Raw genomic sequence first — 25,804 nt, 5'->3', positions numbered from 1 at the left:
GAAGACTAGAGTTACATCCCGATGAATGGGCAGAGGCACGCCGGGCGGAGACGCGGACCCGGGTCGCAGGCAGGCGGTCGAGGAGCGGCGAGCACCGGCATCCGACGGCGGGGTTCGGCGACGGATGCGATCGTCATCGCCGGCGGAGCCGCTGCCGCCGTCGGCGCCCTCGGGCTCGCCGTCGTCGCGACCATCGCCCGCAAGGTGGTGGTCCCGGCTCGGGACCGCCCGAGTGAGGCTCGCATCGTCGGGTTGGACCGTGCCGGCGGGACGGTCGAACTCGTCGCGTCCCCGGACACGATCGTCCCCGGCCGCTACGGCAGCTGGGTGACGAGACGGGCCGCCTACGTGCAGCTGGGCGACATCCTCGAGGTGCGGCAGCACACCGTGGTCCGGACGCTCCTCGGCGGCGACGTCGACGCACTCCGCGTCGGCCAGGAGGCCGAGTTCAGCGGGTGGTTCTTCCGCCGCCCGGAGGAGCTGGGCCTCGCGCACGAGGACGTGCTCGTACCGACCCCGCTCGGGCCGGCGCCGGCGTGGGCGATCCACCCGGAGGACGGACCGTCCACCCGCTGGGCCGTCCTGGTGCACGGCCGGGGGACCACGCGATCCGAAGCGCTCCGAGCGGTGCCGAGCTTCCGCAACGCCGGGTACTCGTGCCTGCTCGTCTCCTACCGCAACGACGGCGACGCTCCGCCCGCGCTGGACTTCCGCTACGCGCTCGGCGACGAGGAGTGGCGCGACGTGGACGCCGCGATCGGCTGGGTGCGTGAACAGGGCGCCGCCGACGTCGTGCTCATGGGCTGGTCCATGGGCGGAGCGATCGTGCTCCAGGCCTCACGGCGGACGACGCACCCCGAACTCCTCCGCGCCGTCGCGCTCGATTCGCCGGTCATCGACTGGGTGGACGTCCTGCAGCACCAGGCCCGCGAGAACCGGATCCCCAGCGTGGTCGGTCGGGTCGCCCTGCTCGCCATCAGCCGCCGGTGGGGACGCCTCCTGACCGGGCAGGCGACGAGCATCGATCTCGGTCGGCTCGACTACGTCGCCAACGCCGCCGACCTCGCCTTGCCGATCCTGCTGATGCACAGTGACGACGACGGTTACGTCCCGGCGGGGCCGTCGCGGGCGCTCGCCCTCGCACGACCGGACATCGTGACGTTCGTCCCGTTCACCGTCGCCCGTCACACGAAGCTCTGGAACTACGACCCGGAGCGTTGGACCGCCGCGGTCTCGGACTGGCTCGACGAGCTCGTGCCGCTACCGCCCGGGCACTGACCGACGGGCCGACGACTCAGGCGAGTTCGCGGAGGCGGCGCTTCGTCCGGCCGAGCAGCGCCGACATCCCACGCAGTCGCAGTGGCGACACCGCCCGGGAGAGTCCGATCATCTGTGGGAAGTCGTCGGGGACGGCGAGGACCTCGTCGACGGTGAGTCCGGCGAGCCCCTGGACGAGGATGCTCGCGAACCCGCGAGTGGTGGGCGCTTCCTCGGGAGCCGTGGCGAACAGGTGCACGATGCCGTCCTCGTCGACCTCGACGAAGAAGAACACGGGTGCCTGGCACTCGAGCACCCGCTCCATGAGATCGGGGTGGTCGCGGTAGCGCTCCGGGAGGTCCGGCAGCTCGTCGCTGAATTCGAGGAGCAGCTGCAGCCGTGAGCGTTCCTCGATGGCGAGGAACTCATCTCGGATCTCGGCGAGGTTCGGGGCGAGGAGGGAATCGGTCATGGTCACTCCAGTATCGCAGCCGGGAACAGCGGACCGCCCTCCCGCACAGTGCAGCCGTGCGGGAGGGCGGTGGGTGGACGAGCTCAGCGCGTCGGTGCGTCGCCTGGCTCGGCGCCCTGCACGATCGGCACGCGCACGGCGCTGCCCCATTCCGTCCAGGACCCGTCGTAGTTGCGGACGTTGTCGAACCCGAGCAGGTGCTGCAGGACGAACCACGTGTGGCTCGACCGCTCGCCGATGCGGCAGTAGGCGATCACCTCGTCGCCCTCGGCGAGGCCCGCGCCGTCGCGGTAGATAGCGTCCAGCTCCTCGGCCGGCCGGAAGGTGCCGTCCTCGGCGACCGCCTTACCCCACGGGACGCTCTGTGCACTCGGGATGTGACCGGCGCGGAGCGCACCCTCTTCGGGGTAGGCGGGCGCCGTGGTGCGTTCACCGCTGTACTCCTCGGGGGAGCGGACGTCGATGAGCGGCTTGCCGAGGTGGGCGAGCACGTCGTCCTTGTAGGCGCGGAGGGCCGTGTCGTCGCGCTCCACCACGGGGTACTCGACGGCGTCGCGCTCCGTGGCTTCGCGGGTGATCGCCCGGCCGTCCGCGATCCACTTGTCGCGTCCACCGTCGAGCAGCCGGACGTCCTCGTGTCCGAAGAGGCTGAAGACCCACAGGGCGTAGGCGGCCCACCAGTTGTTCTTGTCGCCGTAGATGACGACGGTGTCGTCTCGCGAGATCCCCTTGGACCCGAGCAGCGCGGCGAACGCGGCTCCGTCGATGTAGTCGCGCTCGACCGGGTCGTTGAGGTCGGTGTGCCAGTCGACCTTCACCGAGCCGGGGATGTGGCCGGTCTCGTAGAGGAGGACGTCCTCATCGGACTCGACGACGACGAGACCGGGTTCACCCAGGTGCGCTTCAAGCCACTCCGCCGTGACGAGGCGCTCGGGGTGGGCGTAGGCGGTGAACTTGGTCGAGGTCGAATCGGCGTCGACGGTCATGGGTACCTCCGGTCGTGCAGCTGGCTGCGGTGGGGCTCGGGTGTCGTGCATCTAGGCTGGAAGCCTGTCCCTTCGACAGTACGCCGTCCGCACCACCGAACCGCACCGATGCGTCAGACGCCGTAACCCAGCACCCATGCAGAGCCAGAGGTTTGCCGTGACCACGCCTTCCGTCCCGACCGGATTCCGCAGCCTCACCGACCGTGTCCCCACGGTCAGTGGCGCCGAGATCGTCGCGAGCCTGACGCCGCCCCGGCAGTTCGAGCAGGCGAGCTTCGACTCGTACCGTCCGGATCCCGACTTCCCGGGCCAGGCGGCCGCGGTCGAGAAGCTCCGCGGCTTCTTCGCGCCTCAGGCCGGTGGCGGCGGCGGCTTCTTCGGCCGGCGGAAGTCCAAGGCGCCGGCGGCCAAGCCGGGCATCTACCTGGACGGTGGCTTCGGCGTCGGCAAGACCCACCTCCTGGCCGCGCTCTGGCACGACGCTCCCGGTCGGAAGAAGTACTTCGGCACCTTCATCGAGTACACGGCCCTCGTCGGTGCGCTCGGCTACGCGGCGGCGGTCGCGCAGCTGACGGGCGCGACGCTCATCTGCATCGACGAGTTCGAGCTCGACGACCCGGGCGACACGATGGTCATGACCCGACTGCTCGGGGAACTCGTCGCGACCGGGACGAGGATCGCGGCGACCTCCAACACGCCGCCGAACGCCCTGGGGGAGGGCCGCTTCGCCGCAGCCGACTTCCTCCGCGAGATCCAGGCCATGAGCGCCAACTTCGAGACCCTCCGCATCGACGGCACCGACTACCGCCGCCGCAGCATCGAGGGACACGCCGTGGTGNCGGTCGACACCTTCGACGGTCTCATCACCCACCTCGCCGCCGTCCACCCCTCACGATTCATCGGACTGCTCGACGGCGTCGACCTGATCGCGCTCCGCGACGTCCACGAGTTGACCGACCAGGGCCAGGCGCTCCGGCTCGTCGCGTTCATCGACCGGGTGTACGACGCACAGATCCCCATGGTCACGACCGGCACGGCCCTCGACGAGGTGTTCGGTGGCGACATGCTCAACGGTGGATACCGCAAGAAGTACCTGCGCGCGATGTCGCGCATGATCGCCCTCACCTCGATGGACTGATCGGCCCCACCTGGTCACGAAACACGCTGTTTACCTGAGCGGCACTCGCGTAACACGTCGGAAACACGCTGACAGTCGTGCGGAAACCTCCGTTCCCCAGACTGGTCGCAGTACCGAGTCGGACGGCGAGGCCGAGCTCAGCCAGTCCTCACCATCTCGGGCACCCGTTGCAAGACCACGATGTGTGAGGAAGATCCAATGGATACAGGCAGTATCGCTTGGGGAGTCACGGCAACCGCTCTGGTGCTGTTCATGACCCCCGGCGTCGCATTCTTCTACGGCGGCCTCGTGAAGGCGAAGAGCGTCGTCAGCATGATGATGATGAGCTTCGGCGCACTGGGCCTCATCAGCGTGCTGTGGATCCTCTACGGCTTCAACATGTCGGCCGTCGGCAGCCCGCTGGAGTTCGCGGGCAACCCGTTCTCCGACTTCGGGATGACCGCACTCGCGAGCGGCGAGACCGCGAACACCGACCTCGTGGGAGCGACCTATGGCGCCACCTTCGCGATCATCACGATCGCGCTGATCTCCGGCGCCATCGCCGACCGCGCGAAGTTCGGCTCCTGGATGATCTTCGCCGGCCTTTTCGCGACCATCGCGTACTTCCCGATCGCCGCATGGGTCTGGGGCGGCGGCTGGATCATGAACCTCGGCACCACGCTCTTCGGTGAGGATGCAGGCATCGGCGTCATCGACTACGCGGGTGGAACCGCGGTGCACATCAACGCCGGAGCCGCAGCCCTCGCCCTCGCCCTGGTTCTCGGAAAGCGCATCGGTTTCCAGAAGGGCATCACGAAGCCGCACAACGTGCCGCTCACCCTCCTCGGAGCCGCCATCCTGTGGTTCGGCTGGTTCGGCTTCAACGCCGGCGCCGAGTGGCTGAACGAGCTCGCGAACGTCGGACTCATCGTCGTCAACACCGTCGGGGCCACCGCGGCCGCCATCATCGGCTGGATCGTCGTCGAGAAGTTCAAGGACGGCAAGGCGACCTCGGTGGGCGCCGCCTCCGGTGCCGTCGCTGGTCTCGTCGCCATCACCCCGGCGTGCGCGAACCTGACCCCGGGTTGGGCGCTGCTCCTCGGCATCGTGGCCGGCGCCGTCTGCGCCATCGCCGTCGAGCTGAAGTTCAAGCTCGGCTTCGACGACTCCCTCGACGTCGTGGGCATCCACCTCGTCGGTGGCCTCATCGGCACCCTGTACCTCGGCTTCTTCGCGACCGAGACCGGCCTCTTCGTCGGCGGCGGCATCGAGCAGCTCGCGGTCCAGGCCATCGCCGCCTTCGCCGTCCTCGTCTACTCCTTCATCGTGGCCTTCGTCATCGGCTTCGCGATCGAGAAGACGATCGGCTTCCGCGTCAAGAACGAGGACGAGATCGCCGGCGTCGACACCTCCGTGCACGGCGAAGAGGGGTACGCCCTCGTCGACTGACCTCGACCGCCTCTGCTTCGCCGAACGGGCGTCGTCCACCAGGACGGCGCCCGTTCGGCGTTCCCTGCGGTGGGAGCCGCGGACGATAGGGTGACGGCGTGTCAACCTTCACCTCGATCATCCGCCGCGTCGCGAACGCACTCCTGGGCCCCTCCACTCGCGCCGCCTCCAGTGCGGTGCGCACCGCCGGCCTCGCGACGCCACCGACCACCACCGCCGCTTCACCCGGACGCTCAGGCCGGACGGCGACGGTCGAGGTCGATCCGCGGGCGGTCGGCGCCGTGTCCATCGACTACGCCCCGGCCGTCGACGGCGATCCCGATCCCGGCGAGATCGTCTGGACCTGGGTGCCGTACGAGGAGCGCGACGGACGTGGCAAGGACCGTCCTGTGCTCATCGTGGCGCGCTCGACCGGAGGCTGGGTGCTGGCGGTGCAGCTGACGAGCAAGGATCATTCGCAGGACGGTGAGTTCGTGCCGCTCGGCACCGGCGGATGGGACAGTGCCGGCCGTCCGAGTTGGGCGAACCTCGACCGCGTCTTCCGCGTGCACCCCGACGGGATGCGGCGGGAGGCGGCTCAGGTCCCGCGTGATCGCTTCGCCCGCGTCGCCGCTGGGCTCCGTTCGCGGTACGGGTGGCGCTGACCGACCAGCGACCGGTCGCTCAGGCGTACCGGTCGCTCCGTCGCGGCGCTGCGTCCCACGGCACCTGCCCGTGCTCCCAGGCGTCCGCGGAGCTCGGGGTGGCCGGTGCGGCGGACCGGCGTCCACCCGGTACGGCACGCTCCGCCTCGGCGAGCGTCGCGAACCGACCGATCAGTCGGCGGTCCTCTGACCGCGGAGCCCAGGTGACGCAGCGGAAGTAGGCAGGAGCGCCGCTCGGCGCGAAGTACTTCACGAGACCGGCCGGCCGGTCGGGTATCTCTCGCATCACGATCCACTCGGCCTCGCCGATGCGGATCGGCGGGGCAGCGGGGCGATCGGACATGATTCGAACATATGTTCGATTCTGGGGGATGTCAAGGCGACACCGATGATGACGATGTGACAGGACAATCGCCGCAGTGCTGTCTCACCAGGCGGGTGGAAATGGACCGGTACTCGGCTCAGGGACGAGATCCGAGCTCGTGCAATATCGCTGTTCGGCAGAATTCCTAGGCCGATACCCCTGTCACCCAGCAAGCTGGCTGCATGTCGTCACGAGAACCGGCCCGTCTGTCGAGCCGGACAGCGTTCATCGTGGTCGCGGCGGTCCTCGGCCTGTCCTTGTGGGGGAGTGGGTCGCCCGCGATGGTCTATCCGATCTACGTCGACGAGTGGGGCGCTACCCCCGCGCTGACGACCGCCCTCTTCGCCACGTACCCGCTTGCGCTCGTCTTGGCTCTCACGGTCGGCGGCACCCTCTCCGATGCGCTTGGACGACGAAGCGTCCTCCTGGGCGGTATGAGCGTCGTAGCCCTCGGCACGCTCGTGTTCCTCATCGCGGGAGAGCTGCCGTGGCTGTTCGTCGGCCGTGCTGCACAGGGCATCGGTGTGGGTATCGGACTGAGCGCGGCCGCCGCGGCCCTGACCGACTTCAACGTGTCCGCGCGTCCCGCCAGAGCGAGTGCGGTCAACACCGCCGCGACATCGATCGGTGCCACGGTGGCGATCATGGCGGGTGGCGCACTCGTGCAATTCAGTGCAGCCCCGGCGCGGGCGCCCTTCGCGCTACTGCTCGTCGTCGTCATCGTGACGCTGGTGCTGCTCTGGTTCCTGCCCGAACGCGAGACGGTCCGTGCACCGTGGCGGCCCACGCGGCCCCATGTCCCCGTGGCGGGTAGACGCTCCTTCGTCATCGGCACTGGAACCGTGCTGCGCGCGTTCGTGATGGGCGGTGTCTTCTTGGCGCTCGGGGCCCAGATCGCGAAGGAACTCGTCGGCTCACAGAACGCGTTCGTCACGAGTCTGGCGCTCGCGAGTTGGCCACTTGCAGGGGTTCCGGCCGCGTTCGTCGCGAACCGGATACGGGTTCGAACGGCGAGTCTGATCGGTGGCGCGGCGGCCGCTGTCGGGTCCGTCCTCCTGCTCCCGGCGGCTGCGCACCACTCGTTCCCGATCTTCCTACTGGCCAGCGTGGTGAGCGGATTCGGATACGGGCTGATGTTCTCCGCAGGATTCTCACTCGTCTCGGCAGCAGCTCCGGAGAAACAGCGGGCAGGTGCTCTGTCGACGATGTACCTGACGGTCTACATCGCTCAAGCTGTCGGTGCCGTCGCAATCGGCGTTGTCGCGACCAGCGCAGGGCTCGCCACGGCGCTGACGTTCGGCATGCCGGTCATCGCACTGCTCTGCGTTCTCGCGGCGGGGTGCGCGCTACCGAAGTCGAAAGAGCCGTCGTAGCGCGTCCGTGTCAGCGCTCGCCTGGGCCGTTCGCTACGGGCTCGCCAGGGCGAACGCTCGCCACGTCCCGTCCGGGGGCACGATCAGGCACGGCATCCCCAAGGCGGCACCGCCGACATCGTCGTGCGCTGAGTCGCCGATCATGAGGCAGTCCGTCGGATCGACGCCGAGGGCGTCCGCGGCCAGTCGGAAGATCCGCGGATCGGGTTTCACATAGCCGACCTCGTAGGACAGGATCACCGCGTCGAATGCAGTGGCGATACCCCATCGTTCGAGCGCGGGGCGGATGTCCAGCGCGATGTTCGAGACGATCCCGAGACGCGTCCCCGCTGCTGATGCTCGGGCGATGAAGTCGGATGCGCCTGCGTTCAACACCCATTGGTTCGGCATCACCGCGTACAGCGCTTCGGCGACGTCGATCGGTATCGCGTCGTCATGGCTCAGGGTCGAGACGAAGGCGTGCCGATGCGCGGTGGGGTCGAGGTCCCAGTCCAGAGCCGGGAACAGCCGCCTGGCTTCAACCCACACGTTTCGGATCCGCTCACGTGGGATCGCCCCCGGTGCAGGCCCACTCGCGAGCAGGTCGCTCGCTTCGTCGATCCACTCGTCCACCGACCGGACGACCGCCAACGTGTTGTGGAAGTCGAGGAGCACCGCGCTCGGGCGCACACCCGACTGGTGCGACGGTCGCGCCTCAGCCTGCCCCGTCGCGCGCACAGGCTGACCGGAAGCTCCACCACCGTTGTCGTCGCTCATCCCAGCAACCTAGCTCAGCGCCGCACCCGGAGGGATCGGTCACCGCGCATGGTGGCGGGTCGGCGGGTCTCCTGCCTATCCGACGCGTTCGAGCGGCTCGACCGGAGCCGACCGCTCGATCTCGGCGACCCAGGCGTGTCGGGTCTCCGGATCCTTCCGGATCGACAGGAGCCGGTCCATGTAGGGCTCGAGCGCCGTCACCTTGTCGAGCGGGGCCCCGATCACGAGCTGGAAGCCGAGCCGCAGCCAGGCGACCACCGCGCGGCCGGCGAACTCCGAGTCCGCCTTGATGAAGCCCTCGTCGAGCAGCACCGGCGCGAACCTCGGACGCGGCCGGTCCTCGTCACCGAGCTGGTAGCGCAGGGCGGCGCCGACGATGAACGCGACGAGCTCCTGGGTCTCGCCACCGCTCTTGTCGCCGAGCGAGGAGTAGACGCTGACGTCCTGCCCCGACGTGTCGTAGCGCACGGCGGTGATCTCGACGTGACGGCGCACGTCGAGCACCTGGTCGCGGGTCGACTGGGACCCGGCACCCGTGTCGCGCATCGACTCCATGAACCGGCGGAGCCGCTGGAACCGGGCCTCCAACTCGTCGTCGCCGAGGTTCGCGGTGACTTCGCTCGACAGGGCGCGCAGCTCGCGCCGGAAGGCTGAGGCCTCCTCGCGATGCACCCGGCGGAGGACGATCTTCAGACGATCGTGCGCCGGTCCGAACGGCAGGTCGCGCAGGATGTCGTTGACCGGGACCAGGCGGTCCTCGATCTCCTCGACGGCGCTGTCGAACGCGCTGCTGAGGGGGACCAGGTCCTCGCCGCTCCACTGGGACAACCGGCGACGCCACTCCTGGCGGCGCTCGGGGAGACCGGTTCCGAGGATGCCGTCGAGGATCGCCCGGTAGTCGCCGTAGGACTCGAGCGTCGTGCCGAGGTTGGGGTCGTGCCAGATCGACTGGTACTGCTCGAACACGTGCACCTGTGCGAGCGCGGCCTGCTCCGCCTGGCGGACGGCCGACGACATCTCGTCACCCAGCCGGGCGCGGAGCCGCTTCATCGCATCGCCGAACCCGCCGAGTGACGGCACGCCGCCCACCGCTGCGAGCGCGGCTTCGATCCGCTCGACGTCGGCGGGGGAGACCTCCTCCACCTCGGAGCGCTCGAAGCGGTCGATGACCGTCGTCGCCGCGTCCTGCTGATCGACGAGGACCCCGTGCTCCTCGTCGAGGCGTCTGACACGGTCCTCCGCCGGGAACCGCTCGGCGTTCGCGGCGTCGAGTTCGCGTTGAGCGGCCGCCACCGAGCCCTGGAGCTCCTGCAGGACGTCACTGGCGTCGAGCAGACGCTCCAGCTCGGCCGCGGCGGCGTCACGACGCGCCGCAGCACCGGCGACGTCGATCCTGGCCCACTCGGTGTCGAGTCGGTACCGGTGGGCGGCCCGCTCGGCCTCACGACGCGACAGCCGCTGCTGGATGCCGGCCTGTCGACCGGCGATGAGTTCGAGTCGCCCGCGGATCTCCGCCGTCTCCGCCTCGATCGACGCGATCCGCGCCTCATTGGTGAAGCCAAGGATCGGTGCGCCGCCCGTGTCGCCGTGGGAGCCGCGGCGGCCGTCACGCAGCTGGCCGTTCACGGTCACGCGGCGACCTCCGCCCGAGAGCTCCGACGGAGACTCCACGCACCGCGCGTCGATCCGGTCCGAGGTCACGCGCTGCTCGATCCACGTGCTGAACGGCGAGGTGCGGTAGGTGACACGGCCAGAGATGAACGCGGGGTCACCCGCATCGGGGGAGGACGGCTCATGCAGCGGGACACCCTCGAACTGCAGGCGGACCGGGATCCGGACCGCGTCGATCGCGCGGCCGAACGCGTCGAGGTGTTCCTCGTCGACGAGGACGGTCCTCGCGAGACCGTGCAGGGTGACCTCGATCGCGGGACGCCAGGCGGCATAGGCGGGAGCGACGTCGATGAGCTCGGCCACGAACGGCAGCTGTTCGGGATCGAGTCCGGCCGCCTCGGCGAGGGCGAGCCGTGCCCGGTGGAGTCGATCGGGGACCGCGCCGTCACGGCCGCGAAGCGATTGCAGCTCACGGCGGAGCTCGGTGTTGCGCTCCTCGAGAGGGAACGCTTCGCGATGCAGCTGGGCGCGATCGGTCTCGATGGCGTCGAGCGCGGTGTCGTCGTCGGCGAGGAAGTCCTCGCTGCGGCCGAGCGCACGCCGGAACGAGTCTTCGTCCTCGATCGGATCGTCGAGGACCTCGGTGCGCTCGTCGAACAGCGACCTGGCTCGTGCCACCTCGGCGTGCGTCGCCTCCGCAGCCTCACGGCGTTCCTCGGCACGCCGCAGCGCGCTCCCGCCCTGCTCCGACACCTGACGCTCGAGTTCACGGACGCGGACACCCGCGGCAGCAGCTCGTGCCCGTGCCGCCTCCAACGTGGCCCCGGCCTCGAGCTTCTCCCGCCGATTCCGGGAGACCGCTTCATCGAGCAGAGCCTCGTGTGCGCGACTGCGCCAGACGGTGAACGGGGTCGTGCCGTCCTCGGTGAAGCCGAGGCGCTCGAGGTCGGCCGCCGCCCGGTGCCCGTCCTCGTACTCGCGACGCAGCTCACCGAGCCGCTCGAGCACTCGAGCCTTGCGGCTCTCGGTCTCCATCGCGAGGTACGCCTCGTCGAGCGCTTCGAAGTGCGACAGCGCCCGGTCGGCCGCGTCGTACGTGCTCGGACGCTCCAGCACCATCGACTTGTACAGGCCGTCGACCGTCGGCAGGTGCTGGCCCGCCTGGATCCGGGCCAGCAGACGCATCGCCCGACCACCGTCGCCACCGGCACCGATGCCGAGACGGGTGTGCAGCGTGTAGGACAGCTCCGCGTAGGTGTCGCGGACGACGAATCCGGGGATGCGACCCTGGAGCTCACCGGCGTCGAACCGCTTCGGCACGAACGCCTCGAGATCCGTGAGCTCGAACGGCCCGTCGACGGTCGCCATGGTCATCGACAGGTCACCGGTGCGCAGCGCACGTCGGGGGACGAGGTAGGCGCGCACGACGGTGAAGCGACGGTCGTCGTCGTTGAGGAACGTCACCGCCACGGCACCCCAGGTGAGCTGATCCGTGCCGCGCAGGTTGATGTCGCGCATCGCCCCGGTCTGCGGGTCCCGTGCCGAGTCGACCTTGCCGCGGAGATACGTGAGCAGGTTGCGCTGGTCGGGATTCCGCGCCCGTCCGACCGCCGCGTCGTTGGAGGCTCCGTTGAACGGCACGTCCGACGGCATCATGACCGCGAGATACGCGTCCATGAGCGAGCTCTTCCCGGTTCCGGAGGCGCCGGAGATGAGCGTCGCGCGGGAGGCGAAGTCGACCGATCGGTACCCGTCGAACCCACCCCAGTTGATGACCTGCATCCGTTCGATGCGCCACTGCTCGACGAGGTCCAGCAGGGTGTCGGTGTCCGTGGAGCGGCTCATCGGTCGTCCTCTGCTGCTGGTGGCTGGGTCTGGTCGTCGGGGGACTCCTGCGACTCGACTGCGGTGCCGTCGGGCTCGTCGTCCGAGTACGCGTCGGCATCGGTTCGCGGCTGTTCGGACGCCGGATCGACCGCTGCGGTCTGCGTTTCGAGCCACTCCAGGAGTTCCTGGAGGCGCTCGAGGGGGAGCAGCGTCTCCACCACCGACGCGATCCGGTGGCGGCGGGCGTCCTTGGTCCGCAGCAGGACGCGCGCGGTCAGCAGCTTGTCGATCGCGCGCTCGACGCGTCCGTCGTCGCGGGCGCGGTCGGTGGCGTGCTCGGGCCGGAAGCTCGCGACGAAGCCGAGGAGCTCGTCGTGTTCGACGATCGCGGCCCGTGCACCGTTGGCCAGTTCGGTCCGGAGACGCGTCCGCAGGTAGACGAGCAGGATCGTCTCCTCGCGGCTGTAGCTGGTGTCGTGCAGCAGGGTAGGGAAGGGACGCCGCCCGCTCTCCGAGCCCGCCTGGCGCTTGAAGGCGACCTCGGCCGAGCGGTCTACCTCGAGCTCCAGGAACAGCTCGTTGAGGCGGGACCGCAGCAGCGACTCGGACTCGAGGACCGTCCGCCACTCGGCAGGCTGGAGCGCGGGGCTGACGTAGCGGTGCTTCAGCAGAGCGACCAGCGCACGACGTTGAGCGGCGTCGAGGCGTCCCTCGTCCCCTTCGAAGAGGGCGAACGAGTCGTCGTCCGGGCCGGCGACCGGCGCGTCGGCGGGTGCGACGGCGTCGAGTCCGTCCGTCGTCAGGTCGTCCGACGTCGAATCGGTCGTCGCCGTCACGGTGGGATCCGTCTCGGAGGTCATGTCATTCCGTTCCGCGCCCGGCCTGGTCGGCCGGAGCAGTCGTCGTGGTCGTCGTGGCTCGCGTCAGCGCTGCGACACCGGCCTCACCCAGTGGGAAGGCCGGGAGTTCGAACGCGGTGGTCGTCCCGTCCGGACGGACCGTCTCGTAGCGACGGCGTGGTGCCTGCTCGTCGTACGTGCCCAGCTGGGTCATGAGGTGGACGAGGCCGAAGAGCTCCACCGGTCGTCGGAGTTCCGGATCGAGCCCGGAGAACGCCACATGGGCGTCCTCGGCACCAGAGGTCACCGCGTCGAGAAGTCCGGCCCGGAGTTCGTCGAGGAGCGGACCGCCCTGCGACCGGAGGGTGTCGAGCGACATCGCCGCGCCGTCGGTCCGTTCGACGGTCGTCGCGATCGGCGGCGGAGCGACCTCGACGTCCGGATCGTAGAACCGCTCGCGCAGGTGCTCGATGTCGATGGTCTCGGGGAGGAGCGGCAGGTCGACGGTCGCGCGTGGTCCGGCGGTCCGCATCCAGATGCCGAGGCGCTGGTTCAGTGCTCGCAGGGTCGTGTCGAGTTCGCGGTCCTGCACGACGTCGTGATGCACGATGTGGTCGCGGAGCGTCGCGGTGAGCCGCCGACGCTGCGCGAGGACGTCGTCGATCCCCTGTCGGATGATGCCGACGGCACCCCGGAAGCCACGGAGCTCCGCGGGCCCGAGCCTGGCCGAGAAGGGGTGGTCGAGGATCGTGGAGAGGTCGCGCTTGAGGTCCTGCAGCAGATCGTCGTTGCGGAGGAGTTCGAAAGCGCCCTCGAAGGCCCGACCCTCGGCCGTCGCCGTCATCAGCTCGTCGGTGCGCCGGAGGTAGTCGTCGAGGATCTCGCCGATCGGACGGGTGTCGTTCCGGAAGTCCTCGACGATCCGCCGGTGCATCGCGATGACCGACTCCTCGACCCGGCGGAAGTCGCTCGGGAGCTGACGGATGAGGTCGGCGATGTTCGCGTAGCCGTCCTGCATCCGGTCGTCGCTCGCCGCCACGACGGTGCCGCCGGCCGCGACCCGTTCGCGTTCCGCCTGGAGCTCGGCGAGCTGCGCGTCGATGCGACGCAGATGCTCGTCACGATCCGGGTCGGCCTGGAGCGCCCATCGGCGCACCGAGTCGAGGATCATGGTCAGGCGTGACTCACTGATGAGGGCACGGTCGTGTGCGAGGCCGTCGACGAGCGACACCGCTTCGAGCGCGTGCGAGGTGAGCGAGTACTGCTCCTCGCCGTCGTCGGTGCTCGTCCGGACGAGCCACTGGTCGTGGACCCACTCCCGGCAGAGCGTCCGTCCGCCGCCGCGTTCATCACCGCCGGCCGGGATCCGCGCACCGCGTGCCGCGAGTTCGCCGAGGTACTCCTCGACCTGCAGATGGAAGCGGTCCGCTGCGACGAACTGGACGTCGCGACCGAACGTGGTCCGGAAGATCGCCACCACCGCGGGTGCGGTCGGTCGGCTCAGCAGCCGGATCGCAGGACGCTCCAGCGCGTCCCGGACGCGGCCGAACTCTCCGTCGATCTCTCCCACTGCACTCCTCGATCGTCCGGGCACACGAACACCCCGAGGCCACCGCAGCTGCCAGATTATCAGCGCACCGCACCCGTGGTGAGCCACGCTGTGCATCGACGCTCCCGATCCGCCCGGGCCCGGTCCGGCCGCTGTCAAGGTCCAGGGTCAGGCCGGGTGGTCCGGTTACGGTGAGGACATGGGAACAGAGCGATGCCCCGAGGTCCTGCGGGGAGACGGTTGAGCCGCGCGAACGGTGATCGCCGGTGATCCGTTCGGCGCTGCGGACGCTCGGTTGGTGGGCGCGCGACTACGCCTACGCACTCGTCTGGCAGGTCCGGGCCTTCGTCAGCCGGACCGACCCGCACGACTTCCTGTCCGGCGACCGGTCACCGATCGTCGTCCTCCCGGGCGTCTACGAGACCTGGCGGTTCCTCGAGCCGCTCATCCGCCGACTGCACGACGACGGACATCCGGTGCACGTGATCGACCCGCTCGGACGCAACGACCGCTCGGTCCCGGTGGCGGCACGACTCGTCGCCGACTACCTCGAGGCGAACGGGCTCGGCGACGTCGTCCTCCTCGCGCACAGCAAGGGCGGGCTCGTCGGCAAGTACGTCATGTCGCTCGGCGGCGGCGGAGCCCGCATCTCCGGGATGCTCGCCGTGGCGGCGCCGTTCGCCGGGTCACGGTACGCGAGGCTCATGCTCCTCCCGAGCCTGCGCATCTTCACCCCCGACGACCCGACCATCCTCGCGCTCTCCCGAGAGGCGACCGTCAATCCGAGGATCGTCTCCGTCTACGGGCGCTTCGATCCGCACATCCCGGGCGGCAGCCGACTCGACGGCGCCAAGAACGTGGAACTCGACACCGGCGGACACTTCCGGATCCTCGCCCACCCGCGGGTGTTCGCGGAGGCACAGCTGCTGGCGGATGGGCGGGACGCATGACGGTCGAGACGCTCGAGACCGCGGCCAACCCGCTCGTGACCGTGGACGTGGTCGTTCCGGTGAAGGACGACGCCGCACTCCTCCGACGCTGTCTGCGCTCGCTGCGCGCGCAGCACACCAGACCCGCATCGATCATCGTCGTCGACAACGGCAGTCGCGATCGCGCCGAGGTCGCGGCCATCGCCGAGCGGTACGACGCGGTCCTCATCGATGAGCCGATACCCGGCATCCCCGCGGCGAACGCAGCCGGCTTCGACCACGCGACCGCGACGGTCGTGGCGAGACTCGACGCGGACTGCGTGCCGCCACCGGACTGGGTGACCAGGATCGCCGAGGCGTTCGCGACGGATCCGGAGCTTGCGGCACTCACCGGCCCCGCCGTCTTCATCGACGGTCCGCGCCTGCTCCGTGCACCGCTCGCCGGCCTCTACCTCGGGGCGTACCGGCTCTTCGTCGGAGCCGCCCTCGCCCAGGTCCCGATCTTCGGATCCAACTGTGCGATCCGGCGCACGACGTGGGACCAGATCGCCGAGGCGGTGCACCGCGAGGATGCGGAACTGCACGACGATCTGGACGTCTCGGCCCATCTGGGTCTCCACCGACGCGTGCGCTACGACCGGTCGCTCGGGATGGGGATCTCGATGCGCCCGTTCACCGATGCCGGTTCACTCGCACTCCGGATGCGTCGGGGCTGGACCACCCTGCGTGTGCACTGGCCGGAGGAGCTGCCCGCCGTCCGGTGGCTCCAGCGCGGCACACGACTGCGCACCGGTTCACCGGGCTCGCTTCGTCGCTGACGAGTGATGCCCCGGGCGGCGGCCGACGAGACGGCACTGCCCGGTCGACCGTTACGCGCCGGACCCCGTCGCCACCACGCTGGTGGTCGCGATCGACAGACGGCTCGGGGTGGTCGACTGAACGCGGACCCAGTCGTCACCCACCCGCCGGACCGCGCCGGCCTGAGCGAACGCCTCCAGCCAACCGGTCATCGGCCAGGTTCCCCAGCGGTCGGCGAACCGTGCGCCGTTCCGGAGGATGTCGTCGAAGTGCTGCCATGGCGGGCGCTGTGTCTCGTGGTGCTGGTGATAGGCGTGGGCGCCGCCGACCCACACGAGGGGCGTCCCCGCGGCGCTCAGCGCGAACGCGAAATCGGTGTCCTCACCGCCGTACCCCTCGTACCCCTCGTCGAAGCCTCCGGTGCGGGACCATGTCGAGCGAGTCGTCGCGAACGACAACGACCAGAACAGCGGGTACTCGTCCTCGGAGGCGACACGCTCCGCGCCGTCCTCCGGGTTCGGTCTCGCGGCATGTGGTATCGTCGCCGCCGCCAACGTGTGGTGGTCGGTGACGTCCACGCCGGGCTGCAGATAGGTCACCGGTCCGCAGAGGATGGCCCCCGGATGGCGAGCTGACGCTTCGCGGTACCGGTCGAGCAGCGCGGGTCCGGGGACGCAGTCCGCGTCGAGGAACACGATGAGGTCGGCGCCGCGCTCGACGGCCAGCGCGGCGCCGAGGTTCCGACCTGCCGCGAGACGGAGCCCGTCGGGCCCCGGTGGGAGGTGGACCGTCAGCTCCGCGTCGAGGATCGGTGGTGCGTCGTCGCCGATCCACACGACGAGACGCTCCACCACGTCACCCGACGTCGACCTGGACGCCCCGACGGCCTCGAGCTGCCGCTCGAGGTGTCCGAGCCTGGGGCGCGAGCACAGGGTCACGACCGACGTCTTCATCGTCCACCCCCTGCGGGATCGCCGACCCCGACCGCCTCGATCGCCTCAGCTGCCCGTCGGGCGGCGCCCGCCACCTGCCAGGGCGACCAGTCGGGGTCGAGCTTCGCAGCCCGGTCGAGGACGGCCGGCCAGTCCGCAGCGTCGGGCCAGGATGCCCGCACGACCGCCAGCTCGTTGGCTTCGAGTGCTCGGGCGGTGGACACCTGCTCGTCGAACGGGCGTTCCTGCGGGACCACGACGGCCGTGACGCCGGCCGCGGCGAGATCGGCGATCGCGTTCTGACCGGCCCACGACACCACCACCTCCGCCCGGCAGAGCGCGTCCCACGGGTCGTCGGACCAGACGGACCCGGCACCGGTGCCGAGCGATGTCCACTCGCGACCGCTGGCGCGGGCGGCTTCCTCCACGGCGTCCAGCGACACCGCGGAACCCCCGGCGCCGGCGAGGAGGAGCACCCCGCTGCGTCCGGCGTCCGCAGCCGGCCGCTCGCGTCCCTCGAAGCGACTGATGCCGCCGGTGTACACCACCTTGTCCTGCACGGGACGCAGGTGGTCCAGGTGCAGCACACCGTGAGGCCATGGGGCGATGATCGTCGACGCCGCACGGAAGGCAAGCGCGTGCGGCTCGTCGTCGCGGTGGCCCGGCTGTGCCATGACGACGGTGGGGACACCGAGCAGGCGTGCGAGGAGCACCACCTCGACGGAGACGTCCACCACCATCGCGTCCATCTGCTGCTGCGCGAGAGCGGCGGCGATGGTCGCAAGACGAGCACGGTGACCGGCATGGCCGAGTGGCGCCCAGTGCAGCAGCCCCTCCGCGGTCGGATCGCAGTCGTCCGGGCGAGACGCGCCGTCCGGCACGTCGTCGTCCCGGTCGAGCACCACCCAGGAACAGTTCGAGGGGAGTCCCACCGGCTCGGGGAACGAGCTGAAGCAGACGATGTCGGCGTCGAGGTGGGGTGCGACGGCGAGCAGACGCGTGACGTGCCCCCGTCCGTGGTGATGCACGTACCAACCGATGCGGGGCCTCACGAGCTGAACTCGTCGACGCGACCGGAACCGAGCACGGGCGAGTCGCCGAGGAGCGCTGCGAAGTGCTCCTCGAGCCGGCCCACCCTGGCGTCGAGCGAGAACCGGGCGAGGGCGGATGCCCGGATCGAGGCGCGGAACCCCCGGTCGAGCTCCGACTGCCGGATCAACCCGTCCACGCGGTCCGCCATGGCCGCCAGGTCTCCTGGTGCGACGACCTGCATACCGACGCTCGCCTGGGCGATCTCGGGCACGCCGCCGACGGCGAAGCTGACCACCGGGGTCCCGGTCATCAGCGCCTCCGGCGCGACGAGACCGAACGGCTCGGCCCATGCCGGCGTCGAGACCGCTGCCGCGCTCCGCCCCACGAGCGTGGCGAGCCGTGTCGGGTCGAGCGGCCCGACATGACGGACATCACGTCCCAGCAGCGGCGACAGCACGCGCTCGGCGTACACCGGATCGCCCACGCGACCGGCGATGACGAGCCGGCGGCCCAGTCGGCGGGCGACGTCGACGGCGAGGTGCGGGGCCTTCTCCGCGACGACCCGTCCGAACCACACGAGGTCGTCACCGCCTCGGCCGGCCCGCCAGGCATCCGGATCGATGCCGTTCAGCAGCACCTCGGACTCGACACCGGCCGTCGCCCAGGTGCGCTTCGTGAACTCGCTCACCGCCAGGAACCGGCTGCCGTCGGAACCGGCCCGGTTCGCGGCAGCGGCGACTGCCTCGTCGACCGGCGTGTGCAGGGTGGTGATCATCGGGACGCCCAGCTCAGGCGCGAGTTCCACCGGGAGTGCGTCCAGGCAGTGGTTGGACACGACGTCGTATCGCCCTGGCCGAGCGGCGATCGCTTCGAGCGCGCGACGCAATGCCGGGACGGATCGTGTCAGGTGGCCCGGGGGATACCGCTCGTCGTCGGGGGAGGACCAGCGTGGCCACCGCAACTCCGGCAGTTCGAAGACGCTGCCGCGCTCGACGAAGTCGGACCCGCGGACGCCGATGAACGTCACCTCGTGGCCTCGTGCGCGAAGCGCGGTGACCTCCGACCACACGGCGGATTCGAGCCCGCCTGCATGTGGGCGACGGATGGGGAAGCGCAGCGGGGCGATGACGACGACGCGCAGTCGTGGACCGGCCGTCACGAGGCGCGCTCGGCGATGACGCGGCGGTACAGCTCGGCGTGCGCTGCTGCACCGACGGCGTCGTCGACGACGCGACGGGCACGGCGATCAGCGACGGTCGCGCCCCGACCGGCCGAACCGGCTCGGGACGCGCCATCCGCTTCGAGGAGCTCGCCGACGGCACGCTCGAGTGACGCTCCGTCCCCGAGGTCGTACGCGGAGACCGTGTCGTCGGGATGCTGCTCGAGGTACGCTCCGATCCCGGACGGGACGGCGACGGACACGCCGAGATCCCAGCAGAGTTCAAGCCAACCCGAGTGCGTGCCGTGCCGGTAGGGGAGGAGACAGACGTCCAGGCGGCTGAGTGCGATGGCGAGTCCGAGGTCGTCGAGACGCTCGTGCTCGATGAGCAGCGCCGCTTCTGAGCTGCCGACAAGCCGTCGGACGGCCTCGCGTGCCTCCGGATCGCGGACCGCATGGTGCATCCGCACCTCCGCGACGACGTCCGCTCCACGGCGGCGGAGGCGTTCGACCGCGTCGATGAGGGTGGTGACGGCACCGACCGCGTCGACATTGGGACGCAGGTCCTTCAGGTGGACGCCGACCCGCGTCTCCGCCGACGGCAAGACGAGCGGAACCGTGACGTCATCCGACAGGAGCGACGGGTGCGGGATCACGACGGCGTCGCGGCCCCAATGTTCCCGGATGCCGGCGGCGGCGCCGGGGGTCAGGGTGATCAGGGCGTCCGCGCCACGGACGAGCTCGTCGAGCTGCGCCTCGTATGCCCCCTGGTACTCCAGCTGCGGGTGCTCGAGGTCGTGCACCGTGTAGACGACCGACCAGCCGACCTCGTGCGCGGCCTCGAGGCACGCGGTCACGTGTCCGGGTGGGAACGACTCCGTGCCGAAGTGGATGTGCAGGAGATCGGCATCGGCGGCGTGGTCGCGGATCCAGCTCGGATCGAGGGCAACGGGGGGCCACCAGACGCCCGACGGCGCTCCGTCGACCGGCGGATCGCTCAGCACGTCGATGTCGGGCGAGGCGGTGATGCGGCCGACGTAGGGGTGCGCGGCCGGGATCGAGACGACGCGGATCGGACGAGATGCCGGGTCGGCAGCTCGATCGGTGGCGTGCGACATCACGGTCGACTGCATGGCGGGATCCCCTGTACGGATGCGGGCGCGAGAGGCGCGGACGGGTCGGCACGATACGGGCGCCGTCCTCCGAACATAGGTCCGATGACGAGAGTGCCCGCGACCCTTGACGCGGGCCCTCCGCTGCACCACCATGACGCAGGTGATCGCAGCCCCACCCCGTCTCCTCATGGTCGGCCCACAGCACCACGGCGTCGTCCAGTACGCGATCGACGTCGCCGACGCTGTCGTCCACGCAGACCCTCGCGCGGAACGGGTGTACGCCTCGACCCCGGCCGACGCCGTGCTTCTGCTCGACGGCGTGGACCGTGCCCACGTCCACGTCACCGACCGTCTCTTCGGCCGGTCACCCGAAGAGGCGGCGGACGCCGTCGAGCGTCTCGCGGACGCCACCGAGTTGACGGTCACCCTCCACGACGTCCCGCAGAGCTCCGACGGCAGGATGCTGGACCGCCGCATCGCCGCCTACGCACGGTTCATCGCAGCCGCCCACGCGACGGCCGTCAACAGCCGGCACGAGCAGGCGCTCGCTGAAGAGTTCCTCGGCGTCAGTGCCGCGACCGTTCCGCACGCCATTCCGCTCGGCTCCCGGATCGGGACGGCGGCGGTCACGGCCGACGATGCATCGCTGACGGGAACGGCCCGCCCACTCACCGTCCTCATCGCCGGATTCATCTACCCAGGTAAAGGTCATTCGTCGGCGATCCAGGCGGCTTCGCGTGCGACGGAGGATCTCCGTGCCACCGGTCACCAGGTCGCCGACGTCGTCGTCCGAGCCATCGGCGGCCCCTCGGCCGGGCATGAAGCGGACGTGCTCGCCCTCGAAACGGAAGCGCGCGCCGTCGGTGTCTCGTTCGAAGTCACCGGGTATCTCGGCGATGCGGCGTTCGCCGCGCAGATCTCGCTTCCTGGCATCCCGCTCGCCGCTCACGGTCATGTCTCCGCGTCACGCTCGATGCTCGACTGGGTCGAGGCAGGCCGCCGGCCGCTCGTCGTCGACTCGCGCTATGCAGCGGAGATGGAGCAACTGCGCCCGGAGACGATGGTCCGGTACGACCCGTCGACGCTGCACGCCGAGTTGGCCGCGGCCTGGCTGGACCCCTCGCGGACGCGCCTGCCCGCCGGTCGCAGCCTCCGCCCGGCGCTGCCGGACACCGCGAGCGCGTACCTCGACTGGTGGTCCGGACACTGACGCTCGCCGTGCCGATCGGGCACCGCGGTGGTGGGGTCAGCTTCGGACATCGGTCGCCCCCGAGTGCTCGGTGACCGCGACCTGCGCCTGCTCGAGGTGTGCGGTCGCATTCGCCGCCCGCGCTCTCCAGGCCCGTCCGTCGTGGACGAGGTGGGTGAAGGAGGCGTTCGGCGTCGGGCGGAGAGCGGCCTCCTCCAGGACGCGACGCTCATCCCACCCCTCGCAGATGTAGCGGAAAAGCGAGATGACGGCGTCGTGACAGACCACCAGGGCCCGCGTGCGGTCGGTGTGCCGGTCCAGGTCGCCGATGAACGAGCGGAGGCGGAGGGCCACATCCGTCCAGGCCTCACCTCCCGGCGGTCGGTAGTAGAACTTGCCGAGGGACCGTCGTCGAGCGGCCTCCTCCGGGAACTCCGCATCGACGCCCACCGAGGTGAAGGTGTCGAGGATCCCGAGTTCGCGGTCGCGCAGCCGTTCGTCGACGACCGGCCGAAGCTCATCGGCGTCGAACGCGGCGGTCCGGAGCGCGACCACGGCCGTCTCGTGCGCTCGCCGATAGGGCGAGCTGAACACGATGTCCGGCCGGTCGGCGGGCGTGAGGGCCGCGAGACGTCTCCCCACCGCAGCCGCCTGCTCGAGCCCGAGTGCTGAGAGCGGGACGTCGGCGTCACGGCTCGGAACGGCGATGCGGTGGGATTCCGAGCGATCGGCTTCGAGTGCGGCGACGTTCCCGGCGCTCTCACCGTGGCGGACGAGGATCAGTTCCGTGATGGCCATGGATCCACGGTAGCCAGCACGATTCGGCGGCCGCAGACCTTGACGAGTCGATGATCCTCCATGAAGCGACGCCGGCCGCCGACCGCTCGCCGGTGGTGGCACAGCTCGATGATTGCGACAAACCGACGATGCCCGGGCCGCGACGGCGTCCTATCGTTCGACCATGTCTTCACCCTCAGCAGTCCCATCGTCGCAACCGTCGGCATGGGCGCCCATGGCCATCACCGCTTTCAGGGTGCTCTGGTTCGCCCAGCTGGGGAGCAACATCGGCACCTGGATGCAGACCGTGGGAGCCCAGTGGGTCTTGGTCGAGGCCGCCGCCGGCGCAGCGGTCATCGCCCTCGTGCAGACCGCGAGCCTCGCGCCCGCCATCCTGGTCGCCCTGCCAGCAGGCGTCCTCGCGGACTCACTCGACCGGCGACGGCTGCTCATCTGGGGATCGGCGGCGAGTGCGGTCCTCGCAGCCGCGCTCACCGTCGTGGCGGCGGTCGGTGCGCTGACGCCGTGGACGATCCTGGCCTTCACCTTCCTGCTCGGCATCGCCTCCACCCTGACCTCACCCGCATGGCAGGCGATCCAGCCGGAGCTCGTGCCCCGCAACCTGATCGCGGCGTCGTCGGCGCTCGGCGGTGTCACCGTGAACGGAGCCCGTGCGGTCGGTCCGGCCCTGGCCGGTGTCGTCCTGTCGGCCTTCGGTGCTCCCGTCGTGTTCGGTGTCAACGCGCTGAGCTTCGTCGTGGCCGTGATCGCCCTCGTCTGGTGGAAGAGACCCTCTCAGACCGGTCTCGACGACCGCGAGCCGTTCGGGGCAGCGTTGCGAGCGGGGGTCCGGTACGTCGTGTCCGCGCACCTCGTCCGCCGGATCCTGCTGCGTTCAGCACTCTTCGCGCTGCCTGCCAGTGCCCTCTGGGCGCTGCTGCCCCTCACGGCGAAGCGCCTCCACCTCGACTCGAGCGGATACGGTCTCCTACTCGGTGCTCTCGGTGTCGGTGCCGTGCTGGGCATCTTCGCCCTGCCGCTCGCTCGGCGTCGGTTCTCCGACAACACCGTCATCGCCGGGAGTGCGGTGCTCTTCGCCGCCGGGTCGCTCGCAGCGGCGTTCCTGCCCTTCGCGCCGACCCTGCTGCTGCTCGTGTTCGCGGGGCTGGCCTGGATCGGCACCCTCACGGTGCTGAACGCCGCGCTGCAGCTCACCCTGCCGCAGTGGGTGCGGTCCCGCGGAGCCTCGATCTACATCCTCGTCTTCATGGGCGCGATGGCCATCGGCTCGATCGGCTGGGGCGTGGCGGCGCAAGGACTCGGCACGCCGCTCGCGTACAGCGCTTCGGCCGTCCTGGTCCTGCTGGTGGCGGCCAGTGTTCGGGTGCTGCCCCTGCTCCCCGGAACCGCAACCGTCGACCGCAGCATCTCGATGTCCTGGCCGACACCCACGCTGGTCTTCGAACCACAGCCGACCGACGGGCCGGTCCTCGTACAGATCTCCTACACGGTCCATCCCGACTCGCTCGCCGCGTTCCAGACAGCCATGGGTCGTGTCGAGTCCTCTCGTCGCCGGACCGGTGCCTCGAGATGGGCTCTGTACCGGAGCGGCGAGGAGTCCGACGTGCAGTTGGAGACCTTCATGGTGCCGTCGTGGGGCGAGTTCCGACGACAGGAGACGCAGCGTCTGACCGGCCGCGACCGCGACATCCGCGCTGCAGCGCTGGCGCACGCCGACGGCGAACCCGTCGAACGACACTTCTTCCCGAGCGACGCCCGCCGAACCGGGCCCGCCAGGCCGGAACGGCCTGATCTCGCGGAGTGAGTCGCCGCCGTGGAGGTGGAACACCCCGGGCGATGGTGGATGATGTGGGCGATACCGGACTCGAACCGATGACCTCTTCCGTGTGAAGGAAGCGCGCTACCAACTGCGCCAATCGCCCGCAGGTCGTCCGCACCGGAGAGGTGCCGAACAGCCGCGAGTCACGATACTAGCCGATGCCGGGGGACGAACGCACATCCGCAACGCTGCCGACCCAGTACGCGCGCCGGTTTGAACATCGGTCCCGGTTTCGGCTAGAGTCGTTCGAGCACGCAGTGATGCGGGCAATGCGGATGTGGCGCAGTGGTAGCGCATCACCTTGCCAAGGTGAGGGTCGCGAGTTCGAATCTCGTCATCCGCTCGAGTGTCAGTAGTGTTGTTCCGGCAGGAACCCTACTCGGCAGTGTGTTCGGTCACACATGGTGGCGTGGCCGAGAGGCTAGGCAGCGGCCTGCAAAGCCGTCCACACGGGTTCGAATCCCGTCGCCACCTCACCTCAGCAACACAGTTCCACCAGCAACATCCCGGCGTCGTGTCTCACACGCCACCCGGGCGATTGGCGCAGCGGTAGCGCGCTTCCCTGACACGGAAGAGGTCACTGGTTCGATCCCAGTATCGCCCACCACAGAAAGCCCCCGGACCCCCGGGGGCTTTCGTCGTTCGAGCACATGCAGGCAACGCAGGGGGACCATGCTTCAGCGAGTCATGGCGGAGACCACCGGGCCGCAGCGGCGCTCGTCGCCATCGCGCGACGGACGTGTGGCATGAGCCGCATCGGCGATTGGTGGCGGTCGAGCAACGCGAAACCGCGACGGCATCCCACGGACCCGGGCCACGCCGCCGTCCCGTACCCGGCGCTCAGCCGGTCGGACCGGGTGGCGTTCGCCCAGTGCGAGCAGTACCTCCTCCGTGAGATCGTCGAGGCCAGAGCGTGGGGACGACAGGTCGCCAGCCGCGGTGAAACGCCCGACACCAACGGTTGGCTCATCATGCCCGGTCGGACGCACTCCTCCCTGATGGACGACTCGAGAGGCATGGGGGCGATGCCGGCGGTGATGGACTCCGTTGTCCAGTGGCTCGCGGACGCCGGGGCGATCGGCCCACTCTCGGAACACACACGGCGGGCCATCGCGGTTTCGAACGCCAAGGAACGACTCCGCGATCACCCGGAGTACCACCCTGACGGCGACGGTCGGCGCACCTGGGACGACGACGTCTGGGAGGTGGAGCCGATTCGGATGCTCCAGATCTACCCGCACCTCGCCGATGCGAACGACGACTGGAGCCAGCAGGCGCGCCGGTGAGTGGCTCCACCCACGTACCGTCCCACCGCCTGGCCGACGCGCCGAGGAAGATGGAATTTCAGCCCGATTTTCCGCGGAACATCAAGGGTTGGGCCGACTCGCCCGCGCAGAGGTGTCAACGAGCGCCCTCAACATCGGCTAGAGTTTCCAAGCACCCGGAAACGGGATGCAATGCGGATGTGGCGCAGTGGTAGCGCATCACCTTGCCAAGGTGAGGGTCGCGAGTTCGAATCTCGTCATCCGCTCGAGTGTCAGTGAGAACGTGCAAGCGTTCCGCTCGACAGTGTGTTTCATCACACGTGGTGGCGTGGCCGAGAGGCTAGGCAGCGGCCTGCAAAGCCGTCCACACGGGTTCGAATCCCGTCGCCACCTCGCTGGCAACACCACTCACCTGGGCGATTGGCGCAGCGGTAGCGCGCTTCCCTGACACGGAAGAGGTCACTGGTTCGATCCCAGTATCGCCCACAGGAACACGAAGGGCCCGAGCGAACAGCTCGGGCCCT

Annotated in this window: 22 protein-coding genes, 7 tRNA genes and 1 pseudogene; 17 read left to right on the top strand and 13 right to left on the bottom strand. The window is 69.9% G+C overall.

Annotation, left to right across the window (positions count from 1 at the left end; translation table 11 throughout):
- Positions 1 to 21: 21 nt before the first annotated feature.
- Complete coding sequence (locus IFU11_RS01455) at positions 22 to 1,278, top strand: alpha/beta hydrolase family protein (RefSeq protein ID WP_079705892.1); 1,257 nt, start codon at positions 22 to 24, stop codon at positions 1,276 to 1,278.
- A gap of 16 nt (positions 1,279 to 1,294) precedes the next feature.
- On the opposite strand, the gene IFU11_RS01450 is transcribed toward IFU11_RS01455, so the two are convergent.
- Entirely contained in the window at positions 1,295 to 1,729 is a 435-nt protein-coding gene (locus tag IFU11_RS01450; RefSeq protein WP_191941084.1) for a SufE family protein, read from the bottom strand.
- Positions 1,730 to 1,812: 83 nt separating this feature from the next.
- Entirely contained in the window at positions 1,813 to 2,715 is a 903-nt protein-coding gene (locus tag IFU11_RS01445) for a sulfurtransferase (protein WP_192017969.1), read from the bottom strand.
- Positions 2,716 to 2,851: 136 nt separating this feature from the next.
- Between IFU11_RS01445 and zapE (IFU11_RS01440) the strand changes: the two are divergent.
- The 4 genes and pseudogenes from zapE (IFU11_RS01440) to IFU11_RS01430 form a co-directional block, all read left to right on the top strand.
- Positions 2,852 to 3,553, top strand: a pseudogene (gene zapE, locus IFU11_RS01440) (cell division protein ZapE); the annotation flags it as partial.
- 1 nt (position 3,554) lies between these two features.
- On the top strand, positions 3,555 to 3,853 hold a 299-nt coding region (zapE, locus tag IFU11_RS20105; RefSeq protein ID WP_244631613.1), incomplete at its 5' end, for an AFG1/ZapE family ATPase.
- 198 nt (positions 3,854 to 4,051) lie between these two features.
- A complete protein-coding gene (locus IFU11_RS01435; RefSeq protein ID WP_064293796.1) occupies positions 4,052 to 5,281 on the top strand; it encodes an ammonium transporter in 1,230 nt (409 codons plus the stop codon).
- Positions 5,282 to 5,379: 98 nt separating this feature from the next.
- A complete protein-coding gene (locus IFU11_RS01430) occupies positions 5,380 to 5,925 on the top strand; it encodes a type II toxin-antitoxin system PemK/MazF family toxin (protein WP_371742688.1) in 546 nt (181 codons plus the stop codon).
- 19 nt (positions 5,926 to 5,944) lie between these two features.
- On the opposite strand, the gene IFU11_RS01425 is transcribed toward IFU11_RS01430, so the two are convergent.
- Positions 5,945 to 6,268 carry a hypothetical protein gene (locus IFU11_RS01425; protein ID WP_191941086.1) on the bottom strand — a complete coding sequence of 108 codons (324 nt, stop codon included), beginning with the start codon at positions 6,266 to 6,268 and terminating at the stop codon, positions 5,945 to 5,947.
- A 203-nt stretch (positions 6,269 to 6,471) separates the two neighbouring features.
- Between IFU11_RS01425 and IFU11_RS01420 the strand changes: the two genes are divergently transcribed.
- Positions 6,472 to 7,662, top strand: a complete 1,191-nt coding sequence (locus IFU11_RS01420; protein ID WP_192017967.1) for an MFS transporter — start codon at positions 6,472 to 6,474, stop codon at positions 7,660 to 7,662.
- 33 nt (positions 7,663 to 7,695) lie between these two features.
- On the opposite strand, the gene IFU11_RS01415 is transcribed toward IFU11_RS01420, so the two are convergent.
- The 4 genes from IFU11_RS01415 to IFU11_RS01400 form a co-directional block, all read right to left on the bottom strand.
- Positions 7,696 to 8,418, bottom strand: a complete 723-nt coding sequence (locus tag IFU11_RS01415; protein ID WP_192017966.1) for an HAD family hydrolase — start codon at positions 8,416 to 8,418, stop codon at positions 7,696 to 7,698.
- A 75-nt stretch (positions 8,419 to 8,493) separates the two neighbouring features.
- Positions 8,494 to 11,874 (bottom strand): ATP-binding protein, encoded by a 3,381-nt coding sequence (locus IFU11_RS01410; protein WP_192017965.1) that lies wholly within the window; start codon positions 11,872 to 11,874, stop codon positions 8,494 to 8,496.
- The gene (locus tag IFU11_RS01405) at positions 11,871 to 12,716 is read right to left on the bottom strand and encodes a DUF4194 domain-containing protein (protein WP_192017964.1); all 846 of its coding nucleotides are present in this window, start codon (positions 12,714 to 12,716) and stop codon (positions 11,871 to 11,873) included. Before IFU11_RS01405 ends, IFU11_RS01410 begins: the two co-directional genes overlap by 4 nt.
- Position 12,717: 1 nt before the next feature.
- Positions 12,718 to 14,265, bottom strand: coding sequence for a DUF3375 domain-containing protein (locus IFU11_RS01400; RefSeq protein WP_192017963.1), 1,548 nt, complete (start codon positions 14,263 to 14,265; stop codon positions 12,718 to 12,720).
- 248 nt (positions 14,266 to 14,513) lie between these two features.
- On the opposite strand from IFU11_RS01400, the gene IFU11_RS01395 reads away from it, so the two are divergent.
- Positions 14,514 to 15,194, top strand: a complete 681-nt coding sequence (locus IFU11_RS01395) for an esterase/lipase family protein (RefSeq protein WP_086473784.1) — start codon at positions 14,514 to 14,516, stop codon at positions 15,192 to 15,194.
- Complete coding sequence (locus IFU11_RS01390; protein WP_192017962.1) at positions 15,191 to 15,991, top strand: glycosyltransferase family A protein; 801 nt, start codon at positions 15,191 to 15,193, stop codon at positions 15,989 to 15,991. The genes IFU11_RS01395 and IFU11_RS01390 overlap by 4 nt, the downstream gene beginning before the upstream one ends.
- A 51-nt stretch (positions 15,992 to 16,042) precedes the next feature.
- Here IFU11_RS01390 and IFU11_RS01385 read toward each other — a convergent pair whose 3' ends face one another.
- Genes IFU11_RS01385 through IFU11_RS01370 form a run of 4 tightly spaced genes read right to left on the bottom strand, consistent with a single transcriptional unit; the run spans position 16,043 to position 20,227 of the window.
- Entirely contained in the window at positions 16,043 to 16,924 is an 882-nt protein-coding gene (locus tag IFU11_RS01385) for a glycosyltransferase family 2 protein (RefSeq protein ID WP_192017961.1), read from the bottom strand.
- Positions 16,921 to 17,955, bottom strand: a complete 1,035-nt coding sequence (locus tag IFU11_RS01380; RefSeq protein ID WP_192017960.1) for a glycosyltransferase — start codon at positions 17,953 to 17,955, stop codon at positions 16,921 to 16,923. Before IFU11_RS01380 ends, IFU11_RS01385 begins: the two co-directional genes overlap by 4 nt.
- Positions 17,952 to 19,094: a glycosyltransferase gene (locus IFU11_RS01375; RefSeq protein ID WP_137241694.1), complete on the bottom strand. Its 1,143-nt coding sequence runs from the start codon at positions 19,092 to 19,094 to the stop codon at positions 17,952 to 17,954. Before IFU11_RS01375 ends, IFU11_RS01380 begins: the two co-directional genes overlap by 4 nt.
- Entirely contained in the window at positions 19,091 to 20,227 is a 1,137-nt protein-coding gene (locus tag IFU11_RS01370) for a glycosyltransferase (RefSeq protein ID WP_192017959.1), read from the bottom strand. The genes IFU11_RS01375 and IFU11_RS01370 overlap by 4 nt, the downstream gene beginning before the upstream one ends.
- A gap of 133 nt (positions 20,228 to 20,360) precedes the next feature.
- Here IFU11_RS01370 and IFU11_RS01365 point away from each other — a divergent pair, with 133 nt between their 5' ends.
- Positions 20,361 to 21,419, top strand: coding sequence for a hypothetical protein (locus IFU11_RS01365; RefSeq protein ID WP_199862090.1), 1,059 nt, complete (start codon positions 20,361 to 20,363; stop codon positions 21,417 to 21,419).
- A gap of 36 nt (positions 21,420 to 21,455) precedes the next feature.
- Here IFU11_RS01365 and IFU11_RS01360 read toward each other — a convergent pair whose 3' ends face one another.
- Positions 21,456 to 22,196 (bottom strand): histidine phosphatase family protein, encoded by a 741-nt coding sequence (locus tag IFU11_RS01360; protein WP_192017958.1) that lies wholly within the window; start codon positions 22,194 to 22,196, stop codon positions 21,456 to 21,458.
- A 163-nt stretch (positions 22,197 to 22,359) separates the two neighbouring features.
- On the opposite strand from IFU11_RS01360, the gene IFU11_RS01355 reads away from it, so the two are divergent.
- Positions 22,360 to 24,000, top strand: coding sequence for an MFS transporter (locus IFU11_RS01355; RefSeq protein WP_192017957.1), 1,641 nt, complete (start codon positions 22,360 to 22,362; stop codon positions 23,998 to 24,000).
- Between the two features lie 45 nt (positions 24,001 to 24,045).
- Here IFU11_RS01355 and IFU11_RS01350 read toward each other — a convergent pair.
- Positions 24,046 to 24,118: transfer RNA gene (locus tag IFU11_RS01350), tRNA-Val, on the bottom strand.
- A 168-nt stretch (positions 24,119 to 24,286) separates the two neighbouring features.
- Here IFU11_RS01350 and IFU11_RS01345 point away from each other — a divergent pair.
- The 7 genes from IFU11_RS01345 (at position 24,287) to IFU11_RS01315 (ending at position 25,766) form a co-directional block, all read left to right on the top strand.
- Positions 24,287 to 24,358: transfer RNA gene (locus IFU11_RS01345), tRNA-Gly, on the top strand.
- 60 nt (positions 24,359 to 24,418) lie between these two features.
- A tRNA-Cys gene (locus IFU11_RS01340) sits at positions 24,419 to 24,489 on the top strand.
- Between the two features lie 58 nt (positions 24,490 to 24,547).
- Positions 24,548 to 24,622, top strand: a tRNA-Val gene (locus IFU11_RS01335).
- A gap of 139 nt (positions 24,623 to 24,761) precedes the next feature.
- Positions 24,762 to 25,301, top strand: coding sequence for a hypothetical protein (locus IFU11_RS01330; RefSeq protein WP_192017956.1), 540 nt, complete (start codon positions 24,762 to 24,764; stop codon positions 25,299 to 25,301).
- 173 nt (positions 25,302 to 25,474) lie between these two features.
- Positions 25,475 to 25,546 (top strand) — tRNA-Gly (locus IFU11_RS01325).
- Positions 25,547 to 25,602: 56 nt separating this feature from the next.
- A tRNA-Cys gene (locus tag IFU11_RS01320) sits at positions 25,603 to 25,673 on the top strand.
- A 21-nt stretch (positions 25,674 to 25,694) separates the two neighbouring features.
- Positions 25,695 to 25,766, top strand: a tRNA-Val gene (locus tag IFU11_RS01315).
- The last annotated feature ends 38 nt before the right edge of the window (positions 25,767 to 25,804 follow it).

It is taken from the genome of Plantibacter sp. CFBP 8804 (assembly GCF_014841225.1).
In the GTDB taxonomy this organism is placed as follows: Bacteria; Actinomycetota; Actinomycetes; order Actinomycetales; family Microbacteriaceae; genus Plantibacter; species Plantibacter auratus.
This window is presented reverse-complemented; position numbering and strand designations above follow the sequence as displayed.